Origin of the sequence: Microbacterium sp. NPDC012755 (assembly GCF_042901325.1) — a bacterium.
In the GTDB taxonomy this organism is placed as follows: domain Bacteria; phylum Actinomycetota; class Actinomycetes; order Actinomycetales; family Microbacteriaceae; genus Microbacterium; species Microbacterium natoriense.
Genome location: NZ_JBIBCT010000001.1, coordinates 125,329 through 150,448, shown reverse-complemented (window position 1 = coordinate 150,448; position 25,120 = coordinate 125,329). Strand labels below are relative to the sequence as shown.

The 25,120-nt window shown below is 70.8% G+C and carries 25 protein-coding genes, 1 tRNA gene and 1 other RNA gene; 22 read left to right on the top strand and 5 right to left on the bottom strand.

Annotation, left to right across the window (positions count from 1 at the left end; genetic code table 11):
• Nucleotides 1-69: 69 nt before the first annotated feature.
• Complete coding sequence (locus ACFY5A_RS00775) at nt 70-297, top strand: hypothetical protein (RefSeq protein WP_341941478.1); 228 nt, start codon at nt 70-72, stop codon at nt 295-297.
• A gap of 115 nt (nt 298-412) precedes the next feature.
• Here ACFY5A_RS00775 and ACFY5A_RS00770 read toward each other — a convergent pair.
• Nucleotides 413-500, bottom strand: a tRNA-Ser gene (locus ACFY5A_RS00770).
• Between the two features lie 59 nt (nt 501-559).
• Nucleotides 560-916 (bottom strand): DUF4406 domain-containing protein, encoded by a 357-nt coding sequence (locus ACFY5A_RS00765; protein ID WP_387231226.1) that lies wholly within the window; start codon nt 914-916, stop codon nt 560-562.
• Between the two features lie 56 nt (nt 917-972).
• On the opposite strand from ACFY5A_RS00765, the gene ACFY5A_RS00760 reads away from it, so the two are divergent.
• From ACFY5A_RS00760 to ACFY5A_RS00695, 14 genes are all read left to right on the top strand, one after another.
• Entirely contained in the window at nt 973-1,701 is a 729-nt protein-coding gene (locus tag ACFY5A_RS00760; protein WP_341941479.1) for a DeoR/GlpR family DNA-binding transcription regulator, read from the top strand.
• A gap of 152 nt (nt 1,702-1,853) precedes the next feature.
• Nucleotides 1,854-2,912 carry a daptide biosynthesis RiPP recognition protein gene (gene mpaB / locus ACFY5A_RS00755; RefSeq protein WP_387231224.1) on the top strand — a complete coding sequence of 353 codons (1,059 nt, stop codon included), beginning with the start codon at nt 1,854-1,856 and terminating at the stop codon, nt 2,910-2,912.
• A complete protein-coding gene (gene mpaD / locus ACFY5A_RS00750) occupies nt 2,909-4,162 on the top strand; it encodes a daptide-type RiPP biosynthesis aminotransferase (RefSeq protein WP_387231222.1) in 1,254 nt (417 codons plus the stop codon). Before mpaB ends, mpaD begins: the two co-directional genes overlap by 4 nt.
• Entirely contained in the window at nt 4,159-5,358 is a 1,200-nt protein-coding gene (locus ACFY5A_RS00745; RefSeq protein WP_387231220.1) for an iron-containing alcohol dehydrogenase, read from the top strand. Before mpaD ends, ACFY5A_RS00745 begins: the two co-directional genes overlap by 4 nt.
• Complete coding sequence (locus tag ACFY5A_RS00740; protein ID WP_341941483.1) at nt 5,355-5,483, top strand: daptide-type RiPP; 129 nt, start codon at nt 5,355-5,357, stop codon at nt 5,481-5,483. The genes ACFY5A_RS00745 and ACFY5A_RS00740 overlap by 4 nt, the downstream gene beginning before the upstream one ends.
• Before the next feature lie 41 nt (nt 5,484-5,524).
• The gene (locus ACFY5A_RS00735) at nt 5,525-5,650 is read left to right on the top strand and encodes a daptide-type RiPP (protein ID WP_258132543.1); all 126 of its coding nucleotides are present in this window, start codon (nt 5,525-5,527) and stop codon (nt 5,648-5,650) included.
• Nucleotides 5,651-5,686: 36 nt separating this feature from the next.
• Nucleotides 5,687-5,794, top strand: coding sequence for a daptide-type RiPP (locus ACFY5A_RS00730; RefSeq protein ID WP_387231218.1), 108 nt, complete (start codon nt 5,687-5,689; stop codon nt 5,792-5,794).
• A gap of 126 nt (nt 5,795-5,920) precedes the next feature.
• Nucleotides 5,921-6,706 carry a daptide-type RiPP biosynthesis methyltransferase gene (gene mpaM / locus ACFY5A_RS00725; RefSeq protein ID WP_387231216.1) on the top strand — a complete coding sequence of 262 codons (786 nt, stop codon included), beginning with the start codon at nt 5,921-5,923 and terminating at the stop codon, nt 6,704-6,706.
• Entirely contained in the window at nt 6,703-8,415 is a 1,713-nt protein-coding gene (gene mpaP, locus ACFY5A_RS00720) for a daptide biosynthesis intramembrane metalloprotease (RefSeq protein ID WP_387231214.1), read from the top strand. Before mpaM ends, mpaP begins: the two co-directional genes overlap by 4 nt.
• A complete protein-coding gene (locus tag ACFY5A_RS00715) occupies nt 8,412-9,290 on the top strand; it encodes a hypothetical protein (RefSeq protein WP_387231212.1) in 879 nt (292 codons plus the stop codon). The genes mpaP and ACFY5A_RS00715 overlap by 4 nt, the downstream gene beginning before the upstream one ends.
• Nucleotides 9,287-10,015 carry an ABC transporter ATP-binding protein gene (locus tag ACFY5A_RS00710; protein WP_105674131.1) on the top strand — a complete coding sequence of 243 codons (729 nt, stop codon included), beginning with the start codon at nt 9,287-9,289 and terminating at the stop codon, nt 10,013-10,015. The genes ACFY5A_RS00715 and ACFY5A_RS00710 overlap by 4 nt, the downstream gene beginning before the upstream one ends.
• A complete protein-coding gene (locus ACFY5A_RS00705; RefSeq protein WP_105674129.1) occupies nt 10,008-10,733 on the top strand; it encodes a hypothetical protein in 726 nt (241 codons plus the stop codon). Before ACFY5A_RS00710 ends, ACFY5A_RS00705 begins: the two co-directional genes overlap by 8 nt.
• A 32-nt stretch (nt 10,734-10,765) precedes the next feature.
• A complete protein-coding gene (locus ACFY5A_RS00700; protein ID WP_387231209.1) occupies nt 10,766-11,485 on the top strand; it encodes a hypothetical protein in 720 nt (239 codons plus the stop codon).
• Nucleotides 11,486-11,514: 29 nt separating this feature from the next.
• On the top strand, nt 11,515-12,408 hold the full coding sequence (locus tag ACFY5A_RS00695; RefSeq protein ID WP_341941490.1) for a rhodanese-related sulfurtransferase: 894 nt from the start codon (nt 11,515-11,517) through the stop codon (nt 12,406-12,408).
• A gap of 18 nt (nt 12,409-12,426) precedes the next feature.
• Here the strand turns inward: ACFY5A_RS00695 and ACFY5A_RS00690 are convergent, their stop codons facing one another.
• The 3 genes from ACFY5A_RS00690 to ACFY5A_RS00680 are packed head-to-tail and all read right to left on the bottom strand — an operon-like array spanning nt 12,427 to nt 16,846.
• Nucleotides 12,427-14,667, bottom strand: a complete 2,241-nt coding sequence (locus ACFY5A_RS00690) for a transglutaminaseTgpA domain-containing protein (protein WP_387231207.1) — start codon at nt 14,665-14,667, stop codon at nt 12,427-12,429.
• The gene (locus ACFY5A_RS00685; protein ID WP_387231205.1) at nt 14,654-15,844 is read right to left on the bottom strand and encodes a DUF58 domain-containing protein; all 1,191 of its coding nucleotides are present in this window, start codon (nt 15,842-15,844) and stop codon (nt 14,654-14,656) included. Before ACFY5A_RS00685 ends, ACFY5A_RS00690 begins: the two co-directional genes overlap by 14 nt.
• A gap of 12 nt (nt 15,845-15,856) precedes the next feature.
• The gene (locus ACFY5A_RS00680; protein ID WP_341941493.1) at nt 15,857-16,846 is read right to left on the bottom strand and encodes a MoxR family ATPase; all 990 of its coding nucleotides are present in this window, start codon (nt 16,844-16,846) and stop codon (nt 15,857-15,859) included.
• A 107-nt stretch (nt 16,847-16,953) separates the two neighbouring features.
• Between ACFY5A_RS00680 and ffs the strand changes: the two genes are divergently transcribed.
• The 7 genes from ffs to ACFY5A_RS00645 all read left to right on the top strand — a co-directional run bounded on the left by ffs (nt 16,954) and on the right by ACFY5A_RS00645 (nt 25,095).
• Nucleotides 16,954-17,050, top strand: an RNA gene (ffs, locus tag ACFY5A_RS00675) — signal recognition particle sRNA small type.
• 42 nt (nt 17,051-17,092) lie between these two features.
• Complete coding sequence (locus ACFY5A_RS00670; RefSeq protein WP_341941494.1) at nt 17,093-17,686, top strand: rhomboid family intramembrane serine protease; 594 nt, start codon at nt 17,093-17,095, stop codon at nt 17,684-17,686.
• A gap of 116 nt (nt 17,687-17,802) precedes the next feature.
• Nucleotides 17,803-18,402 (top strand): hypothetical protein, encoded by a 600-nt coding sequence (locus tag ACFY5A_RS00665; protein WP_105674120.1) that lies wholly within the window; start codon nt 17,803-17,805, stop codon nt 18,400-18,402.
• A gap of 4 nt (nt 18,403-18,406) precedes the next feature.
• Nucleotides 18,407-20,524, top strand: coding sequence for a phosphate acetyltransferase (gene pta / locus ACFY5A_RS00660; protein ID WP_341941495.1), 2,118 nt, complete (start codon nt 18,407-18,409; stop codon nt 20,522-20,524).
• A complete protein-coding gene (locus tag ACFY5A_RS00655) occupies nt 20,521-21,741 on the top strand; it encodes an acetate/propionate family kinase (protein ID WP_387231203.1) in 1,221 nt (406 codons plus the stop codon). Before pta ends, ACFY5A_RS00655 begins: the two co-directional genes overlap by 4 nt.
• A gap of 82 nt (nt 21,742-21,823) precedes the next feature.
• Complete coding sequence (locus ACFY5A_RS00650) at nt 21,824-22,618, top strand: beta-phosphoglucomutase family hydrolase (protein ID WP_387231201.1); 795 nt, start codon at nt 21,824-21,826, stop codon at nt 22,616-22,618.
• Nucleotides 22,615-25,095, top strand: coding sequence for a glycoside hydrolase family 65 protein (locus tag ACFY5A_RS00645; protein ID WP_387231199.1), 2,481 nt, complete (start codon nt 22,615-22,617; stop codon nt 25,093-25,095). Before ACFY5A_RS00650 ends, ACFY5A_RS00645 begins: the two co-directional genes overlap by 4 nt.
• Nucleotides 25,096-25,120: the final 25 nt, after the last annotated feature.

Sequence of the window (25,120 nt, the reverse complement as noted above, 5' to 3'; positions counted from 1 at the left end):
AGGGCAGTGACCGGCTAACAGTCAGGGATGGGGGTGCGCGTGACGAGCAGGCGGGGATACTCTCGCGGAATGAAACCTTCTGTCTGGTACGTGCTCGGCGGAATGCTGTTCGCCTGCGCGGCAGTCTTCATGCTGCTCACCTCCGACCTGGTGCTCCGCGCGATCATCAGCATCGTCGTGTGCTTCCTTGCGGCAGGAGCGTTCTGGGCGCGCGCGGTCTTCGAGTGGCGTGGCACGAGAAGCGACGCGTCACGCGGGAAACACCGCGATGCCGGGGAGGCCGCCGAACTGAACTGAGGGGGCGGGTGGTGACGGCGGGACTCCGTCGCTCGCCTTCGGCGTGCTCCTCCCCGAATCCCCAGCACTCAATAAATGACTGAAGGGCCCCACTCCGTGAGGCCCTTCAGTCATTTGGCGGTGACGGCGGGATTCGAACCCGCGGTTGCTTGCACAACACACGCTTTCCAAGCGTGCTCCTTCGGCCGCTCGGACACGTCACCAGGGAACAACCTGAACAGTCTATCCGATCGGCCGGGTGCCCCGTGACACAGGCGAGAGGTCAGGCGGCGGGGACCTCGTCGATCGAGAAGTAGACGGGGATGCCGCGCTCCCGGGCGATCCGCACATCGTTGTCCGCACCAGACGACTCTCCGGGCAGACGCAGCACCGCATCGCAGTGCTGCAGCAGGCGGGCGGCGACCTCGTACATGACGTCACCGCGCTCCGCCTCCTCATCCGACAGGCCGCGCAGCACCGGCAGTGCCACCCACTCGCCGATCATCGGCACGTGGCCGAGACGGTGAAGGGGAGCGGCCGACTCCTCCAGATGTTCGAGGTTGCGCGCGATCGCATCCGGGTCTCCGCCCGTGCCGGAGCGATAGGGGCCGGCGATCAGGATCATCAGTGGATTCTTCATGTCCGACACTGTAGCGTTAACCGTGCAAGATCATGCAACAACAGGAAGAAGTGGGAATGCTGGGTGCGCAGCGCAAGGATCATCTCCTGACCGTCCTGCGAAAGGAGGGGAGGGTCGTCGCCAAGGAGGTCGCGGCCGACCTCGGCGTCTCCGAGGACTCGATCCGCCGCGATCTGCGCGAGCTGGCGGATGCCGGCGCCTGCATCCGCGTCTACGGCGGAGCGCTGCCCGTCCCCGAGGCCGACGCCCCGGTGGCCCGGCGGCTCGCTGTCGCGTCGGAGAGCAAGGAGCGCGTCGCGCGCGCGGCCGTGGCGCTGATCCAGCCCGGCTCCACGGTGGTCCTGGATGCCGGGACGACGACGCTCGCGATGGCGAGGATGCTGCCGCACGGCGCCGACCTCACCGTGATCACCCCGAGTCCCACCGTGGCGCTGACCGCGCTGGAGCATTCGGCCGCCCGCGTGCTCATGGTCGGAGGTGAACTCGATCGGCACTCCCTCGTCGCCACGGGAGGATTCGCACTCGAAGCGATCGGGCGACTGGGAGCGGACGCGTTCTTCCTCGGCGTGACCGGCATCCATCCGGATCACGGCTGCACGACCGGGCGCCTCGATGACGCCGTCACCAAGCGCGCGATCGCCGCTCGCTGCGCCGACGTGTTCGTGCTGGCGAGCGAGGAGAAGATCGGCGCCGTCTCGCGCTTCCCCGTGCTGGGGCTCGAGGAGATCACGAAGGTCATCGCGGATCCGCAGGATGAGAACCCGATCCTGCGTGAACTCGGATGAGAGGCGGGATTCCCCTCTAAGTGCCGGTTAATCGACCACGTCCACATGCGTATAGTCCTCATATGAGGGGCTTCGACGGAGGATGCGGAGCCCCCTGAATCTGAGTCTCCGTGTTCACGCCCGACGGAGAACGCACTGGGGGGAGCGTGGACATGACGTCTTCGACGACGAGTACGAATCACCGGACGGCGGCCGCCTTCGAGCAGTACGTCAGCGCCCGGCGATCGATCGTGGAGGGAACCGTCTTCTTCCTGGAAGCCGGCACCCACCTCGACGAGGTCCGCCGGATCTGCACCGGATCCGACATCATCTTCGCGCCGGGCGCCGACATCGGCTCGGACGGTCACGAGGTCGGATACACCGGCTCCTTCCAGGACGCCGGCGATGAGATGCTGCTCGACGGACGACACGCCTTCGAGCTGCAGGACTACCTGGCGGCGCCCTTCATCTCGATCGTCGGGCTGACTGTCGTGCGGCAGAACTCGGCGGCCGGCCTCGACGCGTTCCTACAGGACGCCGACACGGCCAGAGCCTCCGGTGTGTTCGTGGAGCAGCTCCTCAGCGGCGCGGTGCTCCTGGACTCGCGGGCGTCGTTCTCGGGGCACGACACCGGAGCGGAACTCGTGCGGGTGCACGTGACCGCCGCGGGAGAGTACCGCGACGGCCCGGACGGCGCGCTGCTCGGCGTCATCGGCGATCTGCGGGAGGAACTCGACGCGGCAGCCGCGGCGTCCGCAGGACCCGGCCGAGCATTCGAGCGCATCGTCGCCAGGAGCGAGTTCGACGACGCGCTCGCATCCCGACCATGGCTCGGAAGATACATCGCGGCGCTCGATCTGCTGCGGCAGTGGGACGGCGCGCAGGCACAGCCCGCGATCTCCGGCTTCGGCGGTCATCTCGTCGGGGTGCTCGACGACCGCCGGCGCGCAGCGGCTGCGACGTCACCGGAGGCGCCGTTCCTGGTGACCGGGGTCGACGGCGACTTCGTCCTCGTCGAACCGAGGACCCGTCGCCGCTTCCGGCTCGGAGCGGACGCCGCGCGCGGGGCCGAATGCCTCATCGCCACCGGAGACGAGGCGGGTGCCGCCGAGATGCTCGCCGAGGATGCCGGCAGCTCGCCCGCGTCGGCCGGCGCCGCCGTCGCCGAGATCAGGGCGCGATTCGCCGACGCGGGCGTCGATCTCCTCACCTTCTCCGGTGCGGTGGCATGACGGGCGAGGCACGGCACGCGGTCTGGCAGAGCCTGACGGCCCGCCGCGCCTGGGACGACCCGTCCGCGACGGCGACCAGCGCTGAGGGCGTCCGCGTCCACGGCGCAGACGGCGTGGCGCGACTGTGCGCCACGAGCGGCCTGTGGAACGTGCCGCTCGGCTACGGGAACGCCGCCGTGGCGGACCGTGTCGCCGAGGCGCTGCGCTCAGCGTCCTATCTCTCGCTCTTCCGGTCGTCCCACACGTACGCCGAGGAAGCAGCGGAGGCACTGATCGACATCACAGGGTCCGAGAGATTCGCGCGCGTGCTGTTCTCGACATCGGGGTCTGCGGCGAACGATCTGACCATGAAACTGGTCCGCCAGGCGGCCGCGCTGAGGGGGAGCCCCGAACGCGCCATCGTCGTCGGTCTGCACGGGGGATACCACGGGCTGACGTACGGTGCGCTGAGTCTCAGCGGCGACCCACTCGGCCAGACGGTGTACTCGGCCGATCGCAGAGGCGTTCGACACGTGTCCGCGGTCGACGGGGGCGCGCAGCTCCGCCAGCTGTTCGCCAGGGAAGGGGAGCGGATCGCCGCGCTCGTGCTCGAGCCGCTTCTCGGTTCGGGAGCGTTCCCGCTCGACGACGAGTTCCGGGCAGCGGTGGCGGAGATCCGTGCGAGCCACGACATCGCCCTCGTCGCCGATGAGGTGGCCACCGGTTTCGCCCGGACCGGACCCCTCTTCGCCTCCGCATCCTGGCCGGTGGCTCCCGACATCATGGTGCTCTCGAAGGCGCTGACGAACGGAGCGGCCGCGGCATCCGCCGTCCTCGTATCGGAGGAGATCTGCGACCTCTTCGACCGTGCCGACGCGGTCTTCGTACACGGCGAGACTCAGGCGGGAACCCCGGCATCCTGCGCCGCCATCCTCGCGACCCTCTCCGAGTTCGTGAGGATGGACGCCGCCGCGCGCGCCGGCCGTCTCGCAACCCGACTGGATGGCGCCCTCGCGCGGATCGGCGACCATCCCGATGTCACCGGCGTCCGAGGTGCCGGGTGCTTCCGGGCCATCGTCCTGTCCCGCGACGGGGAGCCGCTGAGCGGCGAGGAGGTGGCCGGTGTCGTCACAGCCGTCCGGCGTGCGGGCGCTCTCGTGCAACCGGGGCCGAGCTGCATCCAGCTGATCCCCGCGTACGTCTACGAGCGTGCGGAGCTCGATGAGCTGGAGACCGCCGTGCTGCACGGCATCGACGAGGCCGCCGCGTGAGGGGCATCGTCGAATCCTCCGGCAGGGTGCGGGTGACCGCCGGAGCCGGTGCCACAGCGGCGGCCTTCACGCGCTTTCCGCGCGGAGACCGCCCGCTCGTCATCCGCGATGCCGCGGTCTCCCACGAAGGCCTCGCTCTGCCGCGCGATGCGATCGATGTCCCGCTGGAGGCTGCCGCCGTCGACTCCGCCGTGATCAGGACCCTCGTGGCCGCGGGAAGGGGCGCGACGTCGATCATCTCGCTGGGCGGAGGGTCGGTCATGGACGCCGCGAAGATCGTGCGGATGCTGCTCGTGACTCCGCAGCTGACCGGCCCGCTGCAGAGCCTCGCGCGGCGGAGCGGCCTGGTGCGGGTGCCGGAGCTGCTCGTGCGGAGGGGACCGGATCTGCCGCTGCTTCTGATCTCGACGACTTTCGGCACGGGCACGGAGACGAGCAGGGTCGCCTGCCTCGCGACGTCGTGGGGACGACGGCTGCTCTCCGGCTCGCGACTGCAGGCCGACGGCGCGGTCCTCGATCCCGTGCACACCGCGACGCTTCCGCGGATGCTGCAGGGCGAGGGACTGATGGAGGTGATCCTCCGCGTGCTGGGACCGGCGGTCGGGAGCGCTCCGAGTCTCGCGGCCGATCACGACGCCCGCGGCATCGTGATGGCCGCGGCGGGGCTCGCCGAGCAGCTGCGGGCAGGACGCCTCTCCCCGGAGCAGCGTCTGTTCGCCTCTCAGCTGAGCGCCGCCACGCATCGCTCCTGGGCGCTCGTCGGCCGGCGCACGTACGCGGCTCCGCACTGGTACCTCGCGAACGAGCTCTCCTGGGAGACGGCGACGCGCAAGCTCCCGGCGACGCTCGCGATCCTGCCGGCGATCTGGCGGCGCATCGCCGACGGCGACCTCCGATGGGGCTCGTCGGAGCGGCTGGCAATGGGCTGGACGTGGATCCGCGAGGCGGCGCCGGGGCTCCCGGAGGACGCCAGCGACGGGCTGATCGCCCTCCGATCGAGGTGGGGCCTGCAGACGATTCCCGCTCCGGCGCCGCAGGTTCTCGATGCCGTCGTGGAGCGATGCCTCGCCTCCTGGGGCGCGCCGCTGCCTGCGCTCGGCCGCCTCGACCGCGACGCCGTCGCGAGCATCTTCGCAGAGTCCTTCGACGCCTCTGCGATTCGCCCGAGACAGGGAGAGGAGGTGATGGGGAGATGACGAACGACATGGATCTGCTGATCGAGGAGCTTCCGACGATGGATGCGCCCTCCGAATGGTCCGACTTCGTGAACGGGGTCGGCACCGGAATCATGATCGTCGCGATCGTGGCCGGACTCACCTGAGGGTCCCGACGCGACTGAGCCTCGGAGGGAGGTGAATGCACATGGAGATCTCGAACGAGCTGCGCTTCGAAGAGCTGGAGTCGATGGACTCGCCCGATTTCTGGACCTGGTACGCCGCGGTCAAGATCGGCGTCGTCCTCGGCCTGATCGGCCTCGCGGCCACCTGATTCCGCTCGACCGACACCCTCGAAGGAGGTGAGCACATGGACCTGAGTTTCGAAGAGATCGAGACGATGGACGCACCCGAGCCCTGGTACATCATCGTCGGCGACATCATCATCCTCATCGGCGCGGTCGTCACCATCACCTGATGAGCATCACCTGAAGAAAAGAAGTCGAGGGCGTAGCGGGTGACACACCCGCTCGACACGGAGAACCGTGCATCCGCTATGCCCCCGACCTCGCATCCAGCATCCCACGCCAGAAAGAAGGCCGCCATGACCGCACAGGGCCTGAACCGCGCCGCGGCGCGACTCCTCGCGGTGATCGACCCCGACGCCGTCGTCTCCGACATCTACAGCGAGCGCGGGTCGGAGGTCTACGACGCGATGATCCGCGGGGACGACAGCGAGATCCGCGAGATCCTGCGGATCTCGCGCCGCAGCACCGGGCGCATCCTCGAACTGGCCTGCGGATCGGGGCGACTCAGCCTCCCTCTGGCGCGGTCGGGGCGGGAGACCGTGGCTCTCGACACCTCGCCGCGGATGCTCGCCCTCCTCGAGGAGAGGGCTAACCGGGCCGGGCTCCCTGCGTTGCGTCCGGTGCTCGGAGACATGAGCGACTTCCGGATCGACGGGGAGTTCGGGCTGATCGTGCTCGCGACGACCTCGATCTCGCTGCTGTCCGCCGCCGAACGACGGACCCTGTACGCCGCTGTCCGCGCGCACCTCGCGCCCGACGGCCTCTTCGTCGTCTCCGCCCACGTGGCCCGGCCCCGTGACGACGACAACGAGGCGCTCGTCGTGTCCACCGGAGACTCGGAGGTGGTGTTCCTCAGCGACGAGGTGGATGCCGCGGCCGGAGTGCGCGACGTGGGCGTCGTCCATCTGCGTCGCGAGGGCGGGGTGCTCCGGGCGGAGGCCTTCTCCTCGCGGGTCGCGTTGATCGACGCCGGACAGCTCGAGGCGGAACTCCGGGAGGCGGGGTTCGTCGTCCGTGGCACGCATCCCGTGCGCTTCTCCGAGGGAGCCCGCCGCATCGCGATGATGGAGTGCTCGCTGTGACCTCCGTCCTGCCTCCGCTGCCCCTGACCGCCACGCCGAGGCTCGCGCCGGGGATCACGGTCGACGATCCGCTCGCCGACGCCGGGCAGTGGATCATCGCGCGCGACGGGGCGCCGGCCGTGCGCGTGTCGGAGCCGGTCGCCGTGGTCGCGCGGCGGTTCACGGGAGACCGGAGCATCGCCGAGATCGCCGCCGCACTCGGCGACCCGTGGACCGCCGACGATGTCGGCCTGATCGCTCGGCGTCTCGACGGGGCTGGGCTGCTCGCCGCAGACGCCGACACCCGCGGATCGCGTGCCCGCCGCCCGCGTCGGCGCGGTCGACGTCTGCAGTATCGACCTCCGCTGACGCTGCAGTGGAGCGTCGGCGACCCGTCGGCGCTCTTCGCCGCGCTGCGTCCGCTGACGCGCGCCGTCGCGGGTGCGCCCGGCGTCGTCATCGGCGCCGCGGTCGTCGTCGCCGGGGTGGTCGCGACGGCACTCGGCTGGTCCGACATCGTCTCGGTGCTGGAGAGCCCGCTCCCGCTCTCGGTGATCGCGTGGCTCGGGCTGGCGATCGTGCTGACGACGATCGTGCACGAACTCGGACACGGTGCGACGCTCAGCGCCTTCGGCGGAAGCCCGCGACGCATCGGCGTCATGCTGTTCTATCTGGCTCCTGCCTTCTTCTGCGACGTCACCGACGGCTGGCGTCTGTCGCGTCGCCGTCAGCGGGTCCTCGTCGCTCTCGCCGGGCCCGCGGTGCACCTCGTCTGCGCGGCGGCGAGCATCGTGGCCTCGCGCTTCGTGGTCGACGACTCCCTGCACGCCGGACTCGTCCTGTACGCGCTGTCGTGCCTGGCGATCGCGGCCCTCAACCTGCTTCCCTTCGTTCAGCTCGACGGCTACCTCGCGCTCATGTCCGCTCTGGACTGGCCGCATCTGCGCAGAGACGCGATGACGGCCGCCGGTCACTCGTTCCTCGGGCTCCTCGGAGGCGCGGCACGCTCCACGGGTGCGGCCGGTCCTCGTCCCGAGTCCGACGGCCTCCACCGCGCAGGGCGGCATCGCGGCCTGCTCATCGCCTACGGCATCCTGTGCCGGCTCTTCCCCGTCGGGCTCGTCGGGTTCGTGCTCTACCGGTACGCCACGTCGGTCGCGGGTCTCGGGACGGTGCCGGCGCTCTGCTACCTCGCCACACTCGGTCTGGTCGCCGCCGTCGTCTTCCGGGCGCTCCTGCGCGGGGCGAAGGCGCTCGCCGCGTCCGCGCCGAATCCGTGGCGGGTGGCCGCGGCCGCCGTCGCCACAAGCGCCCTGATCGCCGCCGTGCTCATGATCCCGGTGTCGTCGGCGCGCACCGTCGGGTTCGTCAGCGAGGGCGGCGAGGTGCGGCTCGTGGCGTCCGCGGGGGAGACGCTCCCGGAGGCAGGGACCCCCGTGGCTCTCGAGAGCAGCGGAATTCTCATCCAGAGGCGTCTCGGAACCGCGGTGGTCGGCGACGGAAAGCCCCAGCGGGGCGAGATCGACCTCGCCGCGCTCGTGCCGGTGACCCCGTCGACCCTCAGGACGGATGGCGTCCAGGTCGCCCTGTCCGACGTCCGGAGCGGAGCCCTTCCGCGCTTCGGCAGGGCCCGCGTCGACGACGGCGATGCTCGATCGCTCGGCGCCTGGTTGTGGCGGACGTTCCTCGACGTCCCCCTCGCAGCGCTCGGATCGGAGGCGCGCGCATGACGGCCGAACCGCACACGTCAGCCCCGGAGAACGAGCTGCGGGGGATGCTGCGCTCGGCCCTGGAGAGGGAGCTCGGCGCTCTCGGCGCCGAAGCGAGCGGGGTGCCCGTCTTCGGGTGGCGCGACCGATCCCTCGGGGCCGCCGTGTCGCGGGGCGGGGACGCGCTGTGGCTCCGACTCGTCTGGTCGAGGACGGAGTGGGCCCGCGGATCCTGGTGGACGGGCAATCAGGATGCCGGTGCGATCAGCGGCGTTCGGAAGCCGAGGGTGCTCGAGGTCCGCGAGCAGACCGACGGTCCTCTCACGGTGCGCGCCGAGCTGATGACGCTCGTTCCCGGGCACCCGGCCCAGTCGACCCCGGAGCTCCGCGCGGCTCCATCGCTCGACGAGGCATGGTGGAACGCGCTCGCGGGCGGCCTCGATGCGCTCTCCGTGGCGCCGACCGCGCGCAGGGCCGTCGACCCCGACGGCATCCGCCGCCGCATCGCGGTGTTCTTCGGCCTCGACGTCGACACGGACGTCGGCGACTGGCGGGCGGCCCACGGCGACCTGCACTGGAACAACCTGCATGCGGAGCCGTTCGCCATGGTCGACTGGGAGGCGTGGGGGCTGGCTCCGCGCGGCTACGATGCCGCCTTCCTGCTCTGCCACTCCCTTGCGGAGCCCGACATCGTCGCGCAGATCACCCGGCGCTTCGCGGACGACCTCGACTCCGACGACGGCGTCGTCTCCCAGCTCTACGTCCTGACCAAGCTGCTCACGAGGGCGGATGCCGGAGAGCATCCCCACCTCGTGGCCCCGATCCACCGGCACGTCGATCGTCTGATCGGTCGTGCCACACGCACCCGCCCCCTACCGAGAGGAGAAGGCTCATGACAGCGGTCATCAGCTTCGACGGATTCACCAAGAGCTACGGAGGGGATGCCGTCGTCAGAGACCTCAGCTTCACGGTCGAGTCCGGAGCGATCGTGGGCCTGCTCGGCCCGAACGGCGCAGGCAAGAGCACGGCGATGCGCGGTCTCGTCGGCCTGCTGCATCCGACGGCGGGTTCCGCCACGCTCTTCGGAGCCCCCTTCGCGGCCATGACGAACCCTGCGCGCCGGGTCGGCGTGCACATGGACGGCCTCGGATTCGAGACCGGGATCACCGCTCGCCGGCACCTCGACATCTACCGTCTCGCCGCGGGCATGCCGCGGACCCGTGTGGACGAGGTGCTCGCGCAGGTCGACCTCACCGCCCACGCCGGCAAGAGGGTGAAGCGGTTCTCCACCGGCATGCGGCAGCGGCTCGGTCTGGCGACCGCGCTGATCGGGAACCCGGAGCTCCTCGTGCTCGATGAGCCGGCGAACGGGCTCGACCCCGGCGGCATCCGGTGGCTGCGCGGATTCCTGCGGTCCTTCGCGGAGAAGGGCGGCACCGTCCTCATCTCCAGCCACCAGCTCGCCGAGCTGGAGCAGACGGTCGACGAGGTCGTCGTGATGCGCGGGCGCAAGCTGTTCGACGGTCCGCTGGAGGCGCTGACGGCCGACGGGGCGACGACTCTCGAAGAGGGCTACTTCGGGCTCATCGACGGCGCCGAGGGAGGGAACGTCCATGTCTGACTTCCTCCGGAGCGAGCTGCTGCGCGGCGTCAGCGGGCTCGCGATGCTCGGGATCTTCTCCTTCACGCTCCTCATCCCCGCGCTGATGGTCACGGTCGGCCCGTCGCTGGACGGACTGACCGATCTCGATGACGGGAACGCGACGCGGATCGTGTTCGGCCTGTTCGCCGCGATCGGCATCACGGCGATGTACCTCGGCAGCTACTCGGTGTCGCGGGAGTACTACTACCACTCCATGTCGCGATCGCTCGTCATCGGATCCATCCGGCGGGTGCTCCTCGCGAAGCTCCTCGCCAGTGCGATCACCGCCGTGGTCCTGTGCCTCGTCGGGGCGGCGATCTGGGCGGCGGCGTCCGCGGTCCTGCTCTCCTCCGTGGGGCGGAGCCTGCAGATCGACGGGGCGTTCTGGGGGATCGTCGGCGGGTCGGTGTTCGCGGCGATCTTCGGCAGTGTGATCGGGGTGTCCCTGGGCTGGGTCATCAAGGGCTACTACGCGGTGTCCGCGATCGTCCTGCTCGTGCCGATCATGATCGAGCTCCCGCTGCTGTTCAACGTGCCCGCCGTCGAGAGATACCTTCCGGTCGGCGCCTTCGCGGGCGTCACCGGGGCGCCGGTCGACGGGCTGCTTCCGTGGTGGGGGAGCGCGCTCGTGCTGCTCGGCTGGAGCGCCGTCACCGTCGTGCTCGCGGTCGGTGCGGTGCGGCGGCGAGAGCATTGAGCGCCGGCGGGGCGAGGCCGTGGGGCGGCCCGATGCGCGGGCAGGTCGTCCGCGGGCTCTCCGCGGAGCTGCGGCGGCTGCGCGGAGACCCCCTGCCCTGGGTGTTCCTCCCCGTCGCGCTGCTCTCGGCGCTGTCGATCGCGGCGTCGTTGCCGAGCGATGTACGATCGGCGCCGCCCGCCGTCGTCGATGCGCTCGGAGCCACGATGAGCGCATCTCTCGTCGGCGGGCTGGTGATCCTCGCGGCGGTGCTGGGGGCGCTGGGCCCGGCGCTCGCCGACCGATCGGGCGTGCTGGCGCGCGATCATCTCTTCACCTCCGGCGTGGTGGTCTTCGGATCACGCGCGGTCTCTGCCGTGGCCTCGACGCTCCTGTTCGGGGTGTTCGGGATCGCGATGATCGAGGCAGCGTTCCTCCTCGTCACCGGTCGCGCGTTGTTGAGCGTTCCGGAGGCTGCCGCCGCTGTCGGCATCCTCGCGGCGGCGGGGCTGTGGGGGTATCTCGTCGGCGTGCTGGTGCGCAGCCCGGTCCTCGTGCTGTTCGTGGTGCCCGCGACGCTGTCGCCGGCTCTCCTGCTGTCGGATGCCGCGCCTGACGTCGCGAGGGTCCTTCCGCTCAGCGCGCTGCTGTCGGCCGCGGGCCTCGCCGACGGAGGGCTCGCCGCTCCCGTCGCGTCGCTCGTGGCGATGGGGTGGGCGGTCGCGCTCGCCGTGGTCGTGGTCCTGGTGCTGCGTCGCCGCGACCGTCTCTGAAGGGCGTGGTCACGACGTAGGATTCCCTGGTGGCAACCCCCAAGATCGTCCTGTTCTACGTCTTCACCCCGCTCGCCGACCCCGAGGCCATCCGGCTCTGGCAGCGTGATCTCGGCGAGGCGCTCGGCCTCCGCGGGCGGCTCCTGATCTCGAAGGACGGCGTCAACGGCACGCTCGGCGGCGACCTCGTCGCGCTCAAGAAGTGGGCGCGCTCGTTCCGCTCGTACGCGCCCTTCAAAGGCGTCGACATCAAGTGGAGCGAGGGGACCGGAGTGGATGCCGAGGGTCGCAGCATCGACTTCCCCAAGCTCAGCGTGAAGGTGCGGGAGGAGATCGTGTCCTTCGGTGCTCCGGGGGAGCTCAGGGTCGACGAGCACGGCGTCATCGGAGGTGGCACCCGGCTCTCGCCGGAGGCCCTGCACGCTCTGATGGACGAACGAGGAGACGAGGTCGTCTTCTTCGACGGACGTAACGCGCTCGAAGCGCAGATCGGACGCTTCCGCGACGCGATCGTCCCCGATACGGAGACCACGCGGGACTTCGTGCAGCTCCTCGACTCAGGAGCCTACGACGACCTCAAGGGCAAGCCGGTCGTCACCTACTGCACGGGCGGCATCCGGTGCGAAGTGCTGTCGAGCCTGATGGCGTCGCGGGGCTTCGGCGAGGTGTACCAGCTCGAGGGCGGCATCGTCCGCTATGGCGAGCAGTACGGAGACGACGGCCTCTGGGAGGGCTCGCTCTACGTGTTCGACAAGCGCGGCTCGGTCGACTTCTCCGACCATGCAGCCGTGATCGGAGAGTGCGCGGGGTGCGGAACGGCGACGAACCGCACGGCCAACTGCCCCGACCTCTCGTGCCGGGTCCAGCTGGTCGTGTGCGACGCATGCGCGGCGGTGCCGTGCCCGGTCCACGTGCACGCCTGAGCGCGGCCGGCACTCCCGTCAGACGAGCAGCGGGGCCTGCGATCCGCGTCCGGCGAACAGCGAACGCGGAAGCAGCAGCGCCCTGAGCCGCGACGGCCGATCGACGCTGCGACGCAGTTGTGCGAGAACCTCGCCCAGAGCGGGGGCCAGATCCGCCGAGTCGGCAGAGCGCGCATAGGTCGCGCGCTCGACGGCATCCGTCAGCGCCCGCATCGCTTCCGGATCCACGCCGTGCTCGGACACGAGGGCGGCGCCGCGCGAGCGGGGCGAATCAGCATCCGACAGCGCGATGCCCAGGTCGATCAGCGTGGCCCGAAGCTCGGTCCACGCGGACGCCGCATCTCCCCGTCGCGCTCGGCGACGTCGCGCCGTGCCGATGCCGAGGCGGATCAGCGCCGGCAGCAGGAGCACGACCAGCGCTCCGAACGCGGTGAGCACGACCGGCATCGGGTCGAGCTGACGCAGGGCACTGGCGCCGCCGGTGTTTCCGCCCGCATCTGTCCGATCGATCTCGGGGCCGCTCGTGGCCTCCGAGGTCGGGGCCGTCGTGGGCGCGGGGGTGGCCGCGCCCCCAGGGCCGGAGCCCGACGTCGTCGCCGATACGAACGCCGTGGGCACGCCGAGAGAGGCCGTCGGCTCGAAAGGCACCCAGCCGATGCCGGGGAAGAGGACCTCCGGCCAGGAGTGCAGCTGATCGCTGGAGACCGAGTAGATGGTCTCTTCGCCGCGCTTCTCGTCGGTGCGCGTGCCCGGCAGGTATCCGACGACGATGCGGACGTCCATCCCCAGGCTCTGCGCCATCAGGGCGAAGGCGCCGGCGAAATGCACGCAGTATCCGGATCGCACGTCGAGGAACTGCGCGACGGCGTCCGCGCCGGTGCCGTCGAAGCCCTCATCGACCGGCGTCTCCAGAGAATAGGAGAACTCGGTGCGGAACCAGGTCTGCAGTGCGATCAGACGGTCGTAGTCGCTCGTGGCGTCCGCCGTGACCTCGCGCGCCGTGTTCGGGATGACGTCGGGGAGCTCCAGCGGCTCGTCGTCCGGGTCGACCACCGCCGCGGCCGCGGGCACGGCTCTGATCTGCTCCAGCGACGGATTCACCCTGAGAGACGCGACCGTGTAGTCGTTGCCGACGGCATCCGCCGTCTTCGAGACGATCGTGCGGTTCTCCGGCATCAGCTTCCAGGCGCCGCTCAGGCCCTGGACGCTCGTCGCGGGGTAGGGAACGGGCAGCCACGAGCTCGACATGCGCAGCACGCGGATCGAGGTCGTGACGTCCTTCGCGGCGACGTCCTCCGTCCACTCCGCGGCCCCGAAGCCGTCGCTCAGGGATTGGGTGTCACCGCGATCCGGATGCCAGACCCTGCCGTCGAAGCGGGACAGGGTGGTCAGTCGGAGGTACGGAGCGGTGTTCTCCGCCGTGGCGAGCGTGAGCACCTCGACCGGGTCGGGCTGACGCAGGTCGTTCCCCAGGCGCAGCGACGCGTCGACGCTGACGCCGACGCCCGTGCCGGCGAGGGATGCCGAGACGGGCACGATGGGCGCGATGACGAGCGCCGCGGCGACGGCGGCGGCTCCGGCGCCCACCGCGATGCCCGTGGACGCGCGCAGAGACGACTCGGGGTTGCGTTTCGCGGACTGCCGGAACAGCAGCAGGATCAGGACGCCGAGCATCACGAACCACACGACGTTCGCGTCGCCGAGCGTGACGATCATCGGCGTCGCGCCGACGACGGCGACGAGAACACTGGCCAGGACGGCGCTCCTCTGGGCGACGAGCTGGTCGAGGAGGAATGCGACGAGAGCGAAGCCGGCGCCCATGATCACACGGAGACCCGGCGTGCTGTCGAGCGGCGCGGTGCCGAACACGACCTGCTCCCAGGCCGTCGCTGCGAGGGCGCCGAACACGGTGAAGGTCGATGAGGTCGGCACGACTCCGAAGATGGCGGTGTCTCCGGCGACGAGCATCGTGAGGACGCCCAGCGCCGCGACCGCCTGCGCGATCATGGCTGCGGTCTCCCGGATCCAGCGCTTCCGGCGGATCAGCAGGGTGCGCACGGCGATCCCGACCGCCACGATGACGAGGACCACCGTGACGACGGCGAAGGACCAGGCGCCCGGCTTGATCACGGAGGTGTAGGGCCACGCCGCGACGAAGGCCGCCGCGGCGGCGAGGGCGCCCTGTGCGATGCGGCTCTCGCTCAGCTCGTCGTCGCGATGCCACGACAGGAGAGGGGCACGGGGCTCAGCGCGAGACATCGCCGACCCCCATCCGCTCCGGGAGCGCGTCCTCCCACGCCTCGGCGAGGTCGGGGCCGAGAGCGGCGACACGCCAGCCGTGGTGGACGGCGGTCTGCTCCACGCCCTCGTCGAGCTCGGCGGCGAAGAGCATGGGCGCCGCGGCGCCGGCAGGGCGCAGCCGTTCGGCCGTCTCCTCGTCGAGGCGCCCGGTGATGTAGACGAGCGGGCCGGGCGGGGTGCCTCCCATGACCGTCGCGAGGTCGCGCGGCTCGCCCCGCGGAGTGACCATCGCGAGAGCGACCAGCAGACCCTCCCTGTCCTCCTCGTGTCCGCGGAGAGTGCCGAGCAGGATGCCCGCGCTGTCGACCACGTCGACCCCGTAGCCCTCCTGCACGAGATGCACCGCGGCGGAGGCGCACAGCGAGACGGCGGCCTCGAAGGCCGGATCGGCGTCCTCACCGGGCGCGGCCCAGCTCGCCGAGCTGCGGTCGAGCACGACGAGGGCGTCGGGGCTCGACTCCTCCTCTTCCTGCCTGACCATCAGCTGCCCGCGGTGCGCGGTCGCACGCCAGTGGATGCGCCGCATGGAGTCGCCGGCGATGTACCGGCGCGGAGAGAGGTTGTCACTGCCCTGCCCGAGCCTGCTCGAGGAGGTGTGGGCGGTGCCGCCCGCCGCCCCCACCTTGACGGCGAGCGGGGCGAGCGTGATGATCTCGGGCACGACGGTCACGGTGCGGGTCTCGCCGAAGGCCTGCTCGCGCTGAGCGATGCCGAAGGGATCGACGGTGCGCAGCACCAGCGGTCCGATCGCCCAGACGCCGCGGCGCACGCCGGTGATGAGGTAGCTCAGCTGCCCGCTCTCGGGCGGGTACTCCCCGGCCGAGTCGCCCGACACCGCATCGGGGAGGACGTCGCGCCACAGGCCGTGCGGGATGCGGATCGCGCGCAGATCGAACCGCAGCGTCACCCGCGAGGTCTCGGCCACCGTGAGGAGATCGGTGGAGATCTGCCGGGCGACCGCGCCGTTGCGCCGCGGCAGGTGCACCGCCAGCAGCGAGAACACGGTGAGGGCGAGGAGGAGGATGCCGACGTAGATGAGGATCGGCGCCCCGACGAGGTTCGCCGCGAGCAGGCAGCCGAGACCCGCGATGAGCGCACCTGCGCCCCTGGCGGTGAGGGCTCGACGTCGTCTCATGCTGTCCGCCGCTCAGGCGCGCGACGCCACCGGCACGCGCACGCGCTCCACGATCTGACGCAGGGCCGCCTCCACCGGCTGGGCGCCGGCGCGGTGGGCTCCGCGTGCGGGGAGAAGACGGTGGGCGAGCACGGGGATCAGCAGGGCCGTCACATCATCGGGGATCACGAAGTCGCGGCCGTCGAGCGCCGCCCAGACCTTCGCGGACCGGATGAGCTGCAGGGTCGCACGCGGGCTCGCACCCAGGTGGAGGTTCGGGTCGTTCCTCGTCGCCTGGGCGAGCGCGACCGTGTACTCCTCGATGGCGGGGGCGACGTGCACCGACCGCGCCCAGGCGATCAGACCGGAGATGGATGCCGCATCGGCGACGGCCGTGACTCCCGCGAGCGGGCTCACCGTGTCGCGCTGTCGGATCATGAGCGCCTCTGCCGCGGCATCCGGGTAGCCCATCGAGATGCGCATCATGAAGCGGTCGCGCTGCGCCTCGGGCAGAGCGTAGGTGCCCTCCATCTCCAGCGGGTTCTGGGTGGCGACGACGAGGAAGGGCTGCGGCAGGGGATGCGTGGAGCCGTCGACCGTGACCTGGCCCTCCTCCATCGCCTCCAGCAGCGCCGACTGGGTCTTCGGGGACGAGCGGTTGATCTCGTCGGCGATCACGATGTGCGCGAACACGGCGCCCTGCTTGAACTCGAACTCGCGATCCACCGGGTTGTAGACGCTCACGCCGGTCACGTCTCCCGGCAGGAGGTCGGGGGTGAACTGGATGCGGCGGACGGTGGCGTCGACGCTCGCGGCGAGGGCTCGCGCCAGCATCGTCTTGCCGACGCCGGGGACGTCCTCGATGAGCAGGTGCCCCTCGGCCAGCAGGCAGACGAGGGCGCTGCGCACGGCATCCGGCTTGCCGTCGATGACCTGACCCACCGAGCCGAGGATCGCGGCTGTCTGCTCCGCGAACTGCTCGGCGGTGATCGAGGTCGTACTCAGGGGGGAGTTCTCCAGCATGCGTTCCCTCTCGCGTGAGCGCAGCGTTGCGCGCGTGATCCGATCGTAACCTCTCTGCAGGTCCCTGAACCTGTTCATCAGCCCTGCTCTCGTCGGCTAGACTTGACGACGGCTCTCCGCGCGGCGGCATCCAGGCCAATTCCCCCAGGGCGGAAACGCAGCAAGGGTAACCGGGCTCTGCTGGGTGCGCGGAGGGTCTTTTCTTTTGCCCGGCGACTCCTCAGGACGTCCTGCGAGAATCGACGGGTGAGCACCGTGGAGCAGCAGCAGCCGAGAACGCTGAGTCGATTCGCCTCTCCTGTGGCACTGCTCGCCGTGATGTGGATCGTGCAGCTGGCCGACAGCATCCTCCCCGGCTCGTTCTCCGTCTTCGGCATCCGTTCCTGGGACCCGGCGGGACTCGGCGGCATCGTGCTCGCGCCGCTCCTGCACTCCGGGTGGCCGCACCTGATCGGCAACTCGGTGCCCTTCCTCGTCCTCGGCTGCATCGTCGCGATCGAGGGCCCCCGCAGGTTCTGGGCGGTCACCGCGTTCGCGACGGTCATCGGCGGGCTCGGCACCTGGCTCGTGAACGCCCCCGGCACCCTCACGGTCGGCGCCTCCGGTCTCGTCTTCGGCTACTTCGGCTACCTCGTCACCAGGGTGTTCGCGCCGGGCCGCGTCTCGCACCGCATCCTCTACGCCGTGGTCGCGCTCGTCGTCATCGGGATCTACGGCGGCACCATGCTCACGGGCATCTTCGGCGCGGGTGCCGGCGTCTCCTGGCAGGGCCACCTGTTCGGGGCCGTCGGCGGTGCGCTCGCCGCGTTCGCCGGACGGCGTCCGGACCGCCGCACATGACGAAGACGCGCACAGGGCGAAGGCCGACGGCCCGCCGCGCCTCCGCCCGTGCTCGCCCGCGCCGACGCAGGCCGTCGCCGCGCAGGCGCGCCCAGCTCCGGTCGCAGCGCAGGCGGATGCTGCGCCGCATCTCGCTGTGGAGCGCGGCGATCGTCGTCGTGGTCGGAGCGGCCGTGCTGATCCCCCTCGGACTCGCCCACGAGCCCGCCGTCTACTGCGCGACGGAGCCCGCCGGCTTCCCCGATGCGGGGATCGCCGGCTGGGAGGGGGAGCAGCTGGACAACGCCGCGACCATCATGCTCACGGCATCCGCCCTCGGATTCGGACGCGACGGGCAGATCCTCGGGGTGATGACCGCCATGGGCGAGAGCAGCCTGCGCAACATCGACTACGGCGACTGGGAGACGTCGGGATTCCGCAACCCCGACGGGACCAGGACCACCAGCATCGGGCTCTTCCAGCAGCAGGACTGGTGGGGCAGCGCCGAGCAGCGGATGGACCCGGCGACGGCCGCCACGCTGTTCTACGGCAAGCTCTCGACGCTGGAGGGCTGGCAGCAGATGCCGGCGTCGCACGCGATCCACCGCGTGCAGGTCAACACGGATGCCGACTACTACACGCGGTACCAGGAGGACGCGACCGCCGTGGTCGACGCCCTCACGAGCGGATGCACGGCGCCGGACGCGGGCGCCGCACAGGCGGCGCGTCTAGGCTGAGCCCGTGGCGCAGAGCATCTACATCACCTCGGCCGAAGGCCATACCGGCAAGTCGACGATCGCGCTCGGAGTGCTCGACGCGCTGATGCGCGTCAGCCCGCGTGTGGGCGTGTTCCGCCCGATCGCCCGCTCGGTGGCGGATCGCGACGAGATCCTCGAGCTGATGCTCGCGCACGACGGCGTCCATCTCGACTACGACCTCTGCGTCGGCGTCACCTACGACGACGTGCGCGACGATCCAGAGCGCGCGCTGTCGACCATCGTCTCCCGCTTCAAGGCGGTCGAAGCGCAGTGCGACGCCGTCGTGATCGTCGGCAGCGACTACACCGACGTGGCGAGCCCGGCCGAGCTCGGCTACAACGCGCGCATCGCGGCGAACCTCGCCGCTCCTGTGCTGCTCGTGCTCTCGGGCCGCGACGGTCAGCGTCAGGCGGAGCAGCTCGGCACCACGACGGCCCGCTCGGCCGCCGCCGTCGGGCAGATCGCCGCCCTCGCGCTCGCGGAGCTCGAGGCCGAGCGCGCCGAGCTGTTCGCGGTCATCGTGAACCGCGCCGACCCCGATGCGCTCGACGACGTCGCCGACGCGGTCTCGGCCGTGCGTCCGGCGCGGAGCACGCCGGTGTGGGCGATCCCCGAGGACCGCACGCTCGTCGCGCCGTCGATCCGCGGCATCCTCTCCGCCGTCGACGGACGCCTCATCAAGGGCGACCCCGACCGTCTCGCCCGCGAGGCCCTCACCATCGTGGTCGCCGGCATGTCGATGGTGAACGTGCTGCCCCGCATCACGGAGGAATCGGTCGTGGTGATCCCGGCCGACCGCACCGAGGTGCTGCTCGCCACCCTCCTCGCCGACGCCTCCGGCACCTTCCCGCGTGTCTCGGGCATCATCCTCAACGGTCCGTTCCCGCTGCCGGAGCCGATCGTGCGGCTGCTCGACGGCTTCACGTCGACGGTGCCGATCATCGCGACCGATCTCGGCACCTACGACACCGCGGTGCGCGTGATGGGCGCACGCGGGCGCATCTCGCCCGACTCGAGGGCGCGCTACGACCGGGCGCTCAGCCTCTTCCAGGCGCACGTCGACGTCGCCGAGCTCACCACCCAGGTGGGCCTGGCCGAGTCGCGCGTCGTCACGCCGCTGATGTTCGAGTACGGCCTCATCGAGCGCGCCCGCGCCGACCGGCGGCGCATCGTCCTGCCCGAGGGCGACGACGACCGCATCCTCCAGGCCGCGTCCACGCTGCTCGCCCGGGAGGTGGCGGATCTGACGATCCTGGGCGACGAGGCCACGGTGCGCGCGAGGGCGATCGAGCTCGGCGCCGACATCTCGGCGGCGCAGGTGCTCAGCCCCCACGACCCCGAGCTCGTCGAGCGCTTCGCCGCCGAGTACGCGCGGCTGCGCGCGCACAAGGGCATCACGCTCGCGCAGGCCGCCGACACGGTCACGGACGTGTCGTACTTCGGCACCATGATGGTGCACACCGGCCTCGCCGACGGCATGGTCTCCGGCGCCGCGCACACCACCGCGCACACGATCCGACCGTCGTTCGAGATCATCAAGACGAAGCCCGGCGTGAAGGTCGTCTCCAGCGTGTTCCTGATGGCGCTCGCCGACCGCGTGCTCGTGTACGGCGACTGCGCCGTCATCCCCGATCCGACGAGCGAGCAGCTCGCCGACATCGCGATCTCCTCCGCGGCCACCGCGCGGCAGTTCGGCATCGAGCCGCGGATCGCCATGCTGTCGTACTCGACGGGGGAGTCCGGTTCAGGAGCCGATGTCGACAAGGTCCGCGCGGCCACGGCCCTCGTGCACGAGCGGGCGCCGGAGCTGCTGGTCGAGGGTCCGATCCAGTACGACGCCGCGGCCGACGCCGCCGTCGCCAAGGCGAAGCTCCCCGACTCGGCCGTCGCCGGACGGGCCACCGTGTTCGTGTTCCCCGACCTGAACACCGGCAACAACACCTACAAGGCCGTGCAGCGATCGGCGGGAGCGGTCGCGATCGGCCCCGTGTTGCAGGGGCTGAACAAGCCGATCAACGACCTCTCCCGCGGGGCGCTGGTCGACGACATCGTGAACACCGTGGCGATCACGGCGATCCAGGCCCAGGGAGGGGCGGCATGAGCGCCATCCTCGTCATCAACAGCGGCTCCTCGTCGCTCAAGTACAGCCTGATCGACATCGAGAGCGAGCACGAGCTCGCGAGCGGCCTGATCGAGAGGATCGGCCAGGAGTCGAGCCCGGTTCGGCACACGGTCCGACCGGACACGACAGCGGATGCCGTCGTCACGATGCTCGACGCCGACTATCGCAGCGAGCAGCACATCGCCGACCACGATGCGGCGTTCGCGGTCATGCTCGAGCAGTTCGCCGCCCACGGACCCTCCCTCGACGAGCATCCGCCCGTGGCCGTCGGTCACCGCGTCGTGCACGGCGGGGCGCGCTTCTTCGCCCCCACGCTGATCGACGCCGACGTCGAGCGCCAGATCGAGGATCTCGCGGTGCTGGCGCCGCTGCACAACCCGGCCAACCTCGCCGGCATCCTCGCGGCGGAGGCCGTGTTCCCCGATGTGCCGCACGTCGCGGTCTTCGACACCGCCTTCCACCAGACGCTCCCGCCCGCGGCGTACACGTACGCGATCGACGCGGAGCTCGCCCGCGAGCACAGGGTGCGGCGCTACGGCTTCCACGGCACCAGCCACCAGTACGTCAGCGAGGCCGCGGCGGCCTTCCTCGGGCGCGACCTCTCGACGCTCCGCCAGATCGTGTTCCACCTCGGCAACGGGGCGTCCGTCACGGCGATTGACGGCGGCCGATCCGTCGAGACGTCGATGGGGCTCACACCGCTCGAGGGGCTCGTGATGGGCACGCGGTCGGGAGACATCGACCCCGCGGCGCTGGTGCATCTCGCGCGCCGGGCCGGGTACACGATCGACGCCCTCGACGCCCTGCTCAACACCCGCAGCGGACTGGCGGGGCTCGCCGGACGCAGCGACATGCGCGACATCCTCGCTGGTCGCGAGGCGGGGGAGGAGGCGGCGACGCTCGCCTTCGACGTCTACGTCCACCGGCTCCGCGCCTACGCGGGCGCCTACATCGCGCAGCTCGGAGGGGTCGACGTGATCTCGTTCACCGCGGGAGTCGGGGAGAACGCGGCGCCCGTGCGCGCCGAGGCGATGGCGACGCTCGGATTCGCCGGAGTCGAGATCGATCCCGCCCGCAACGCCGCCCGCGAACGCGGAATCCGGCGCATCTCCACCGACGACTCCCCGGTGACGGTGCTCGTCGTGCCGACGAACGAGGAGCTGCAGATCGCGCGTCAGACCGCCGAGATGCTCTGAGCATCCGCCCGCGCGACCCACGAGTCCGACACCGGCGTATTCGGGGGTTACCTCACCCGGCCCTCCGCACTACGCTGGCACAGTGGCACGGAGAGGTGCCGACCCCCTCGTCCTTCTCCTGGAGGCTCCTGTGCCCGAAGCCCTTCCCGATCTGCTCGCCGCCGACGGCGTGCTCTTCGACCTCGACGGCGTGCTCACGCCGACTGCCGAGGTGCACATGCGCGCGTGGAAGGTCGTGTTCGACGATGTCTTCGCGAAATGGAGCATCGAGCCCCCCTACACGGATGCCGACTACTTCGACTACGTCGACGGGAAGAAGCGCTATGACGGCGTCGCCAGCCTGATGCGCAGCCGCAACGTCGAGATCCCGTGGGGTGCGGTCGACGACGCCCCGGACGCCGACACGATCTGCGGCATCGGCAACCGCAAGAACGACGCCTTCGCCGCGTCGCTGCGCAGCGAGGGCATCGCGCCCTTTCCGGGCTCCCTCGCCCTGATCGAGCGGCTGAGTGCCGCAGGCATCCCGCTCGGCGTGGTGTCGAGCTCGAAGAACGCGGAGGAGGTGCTGGCCGCGGCCGGCATCCGCTCCTTCTTCCGCATCGTCGTCGACGGCGTCGTCGCCGAGAACGACGGGCTGGCCTCGAAGCCGGCACCCGACATGTTCCGTGCCGGGGCCGTCGCCCTCGGCGTCGACCCTGCCCTCAGCGTGGCCGTCGAGGATGCGACGTCCGGCGCCGCGTCCGCCGCGGCCGCCGGCTTCGCGACCGTGGTCGGCGTCGACCGCGGGACCGGCGCCGACGCGCTGCGCGCCGCAGGAGCCACCGTCGTCGTCGACGACCTGTCCGCTTTCGCACCCGACTCCGAGGAGATTGCATGATCGACCGCGACCGCTTCCCCGTCGACCCCTGGCGCCTGATCGAGACGCGCTACACAGAAGACGGGGTGGGTGAGACGCTGTTCGGCGTCGGGAACGGCTACCTCGGACTCCGCGGCAACCACATCGAGGGACGCGGCGCGCACGAGCACGGCACGTTCATCAACGGCCTGCACGAGACCTGGCCGATCCGTCACGCAGAGCAGGCGTACGGCTTCGCCGAGGTGGGGCAGACGATCGTCAACGCTCCGGACGCCAAGGTCATGCGCGTCTACGTCGACGACGAGCCCATCTCCTTCGACGACGCCGACGTGCGCGAGTATCGCCGCACGCTCGACATGCGCACCGGTGTGTTGGAGCGGGTCGTCGTCTGGGAGACCCCGTCGGGCAAGCGGGTGCGCATGCGCGACGAGCGCATCGTCAGCTTCGAGGAGCGTCACCTCGCGATCCTCCGGCTCGAGGTCGTCGTGGAGAACTCCGACGCCCCCGTGACGATCAGCTGCCAGCTGCTGAACCGGCAGGACGGCGCGGGCGTCTACGCCGGCACCCCTGTGGAGGCGCAGGGCGCGGGCTTCGACCCCCGCAAGGCCGAGAAGATCGCCGAGCGGGTGCTGCAGCCCGCCGAGCACTGGCAGGACGGCCTGCGCTCCGCACTGTCGTACCGCGTCGCGGCGTCGGGCATGACGGTGGCCGTCGTCGCCGACCACATCGTCGAGACGGAGAACGAGTACAGCGCCCGCACGCTGATCGAGTCCGACATCGCCAAGAACGTGTTCCGCGTGCAGGCGAAGGCGGGCGTGCCGATCACGGTCACGAAGCTCGTCAGCTATCACACGTCCCGTGGAGTGCCCCCGCGCGAGCTGGTCGACCGCTGCCGCCGGTCGCTCGACCGCGTCGTCGTCGAGGGCGTGGCCGCGCAGTTCCAGCGTCAGGCCGAATGGCTCGCCGCCTTCTGGGAGCGCAGCGACGTGCAGATCGGCGGTCACGACGACCTGCAGCAGGCGACCCGCTGGTGCCTCCTTCAGCTCGCCCAGGCATCCGCGCGCGCAGACGGCACGGGCGTCGCGGCGAAGGGCGTCTCCGGGTCCGGCTACAGCGGCCACTACTTCTGGGACACCGAGATCTACGTGCTCCCCTTCCTCACCTACACGTCGCCGCAGTGGGCGCGCAACGCGCTGCGTGCCCGTGTTCTGATGCTGCCCGCCGCGCGCCGCCGCGCCGAGCAGCTGAACGAGGCCGGCGCCCTGTTCCCGTGGCGCACGATCAACGGCGAGGAGGCCTCGGCCTACTACGCTGCCGGCACGGCGCAGTACCACATCAACGCCGACGTGAGCTTCGCGCTCGGCAAGTACGTGCGCGCCACCGGAGACGAGGAGTTCCTGCGCCGCGAGGGCGCCGACATCGCGATCGAGACCGCCCGGCTCTGGGCGACGCTCGGCTTCTGGCGGGTGTCCGACGGCCGGGAGACCTTCCACATCCACGGCGTCACGGGGCCCGACGAGTACACGACCGTCGTGAACGACAACCTCTACACGAACGTCATGGCGCGCTACAACCTGCGCTACGCCGCGAAGGTGGTGCGAGAGATCGCCGCTGACTTCCCGGAGGACTACGCCCTCCTCGTGGAGCGCACCGGCCTCGGCGCCGGTGAGGCCGACGAGTGGGAGCGCGCGGGGGAGGCGATGTTCATCCCGTACAGCGAGGGCCTCGGCATCCACCCGCAGGACTCGCTGTTCCTGGAGCGCGAGGTCTGGGACCTCGCGCACACTCCGGCGACCCAGCGCCCGCTGCTGCTGCACTTCCACCCCCTCGTGATCTACCGGTTCCAGGTGCTCAAGCAGGCCGATGTCGTGCTCGCGCTGTTCCTGCAGGGCAACCACTTCACGCCGGAGGAGAAGCGCGCCGACTTCGACTACTACGACCCGCTGACGACGGGCGATTCGACGCTGTCCGCCGTCGTGCAGTCGATCCTGGCGGCCGAGGTCGGCTACCAGGACCTCGCGCTGAAGTACTTCGAGCAGTCGATCTTCGTCGACCTGCACGACCTGCACCACAACGCGGCGGACGGTGTGCACGTGGCGTCGGCGGGCGGCGTGTGGACCGCGCTGGTGAGCGGCTTCGGCGGCATGCGCGACTACGCGGGCGAGCTCAGCTTCGACCCGCGGCTCCCGGCCGACTGGCCGTCGCTCTCGTACCCGCTGCAGTGGCAGGGCTCTGCGATCCAGGTCACGGTGACCAGGGACGCGCTGACGGTCGAGGTGCGCTCCGGCGACCCCGTGCCGTTCGCCGTGCGCGGCGCCGCTTTCGTCGCCACGACGGAGGATGCCGTCGTCGTGCCGCTGGCCGATCAGGGGCCCGTCATCGCCGGTCGCCCGACGCTGCGTCAGTTCGAGGGTGCGCGCCGTGAGGACGGCACGCGCCTGTCGGCGTCGGTTCCCGTCATCACGACGTCGATCCCGGTGATCGAGCCGATCGACTGAGCCGCGCACTCCGTATCCGTCGACG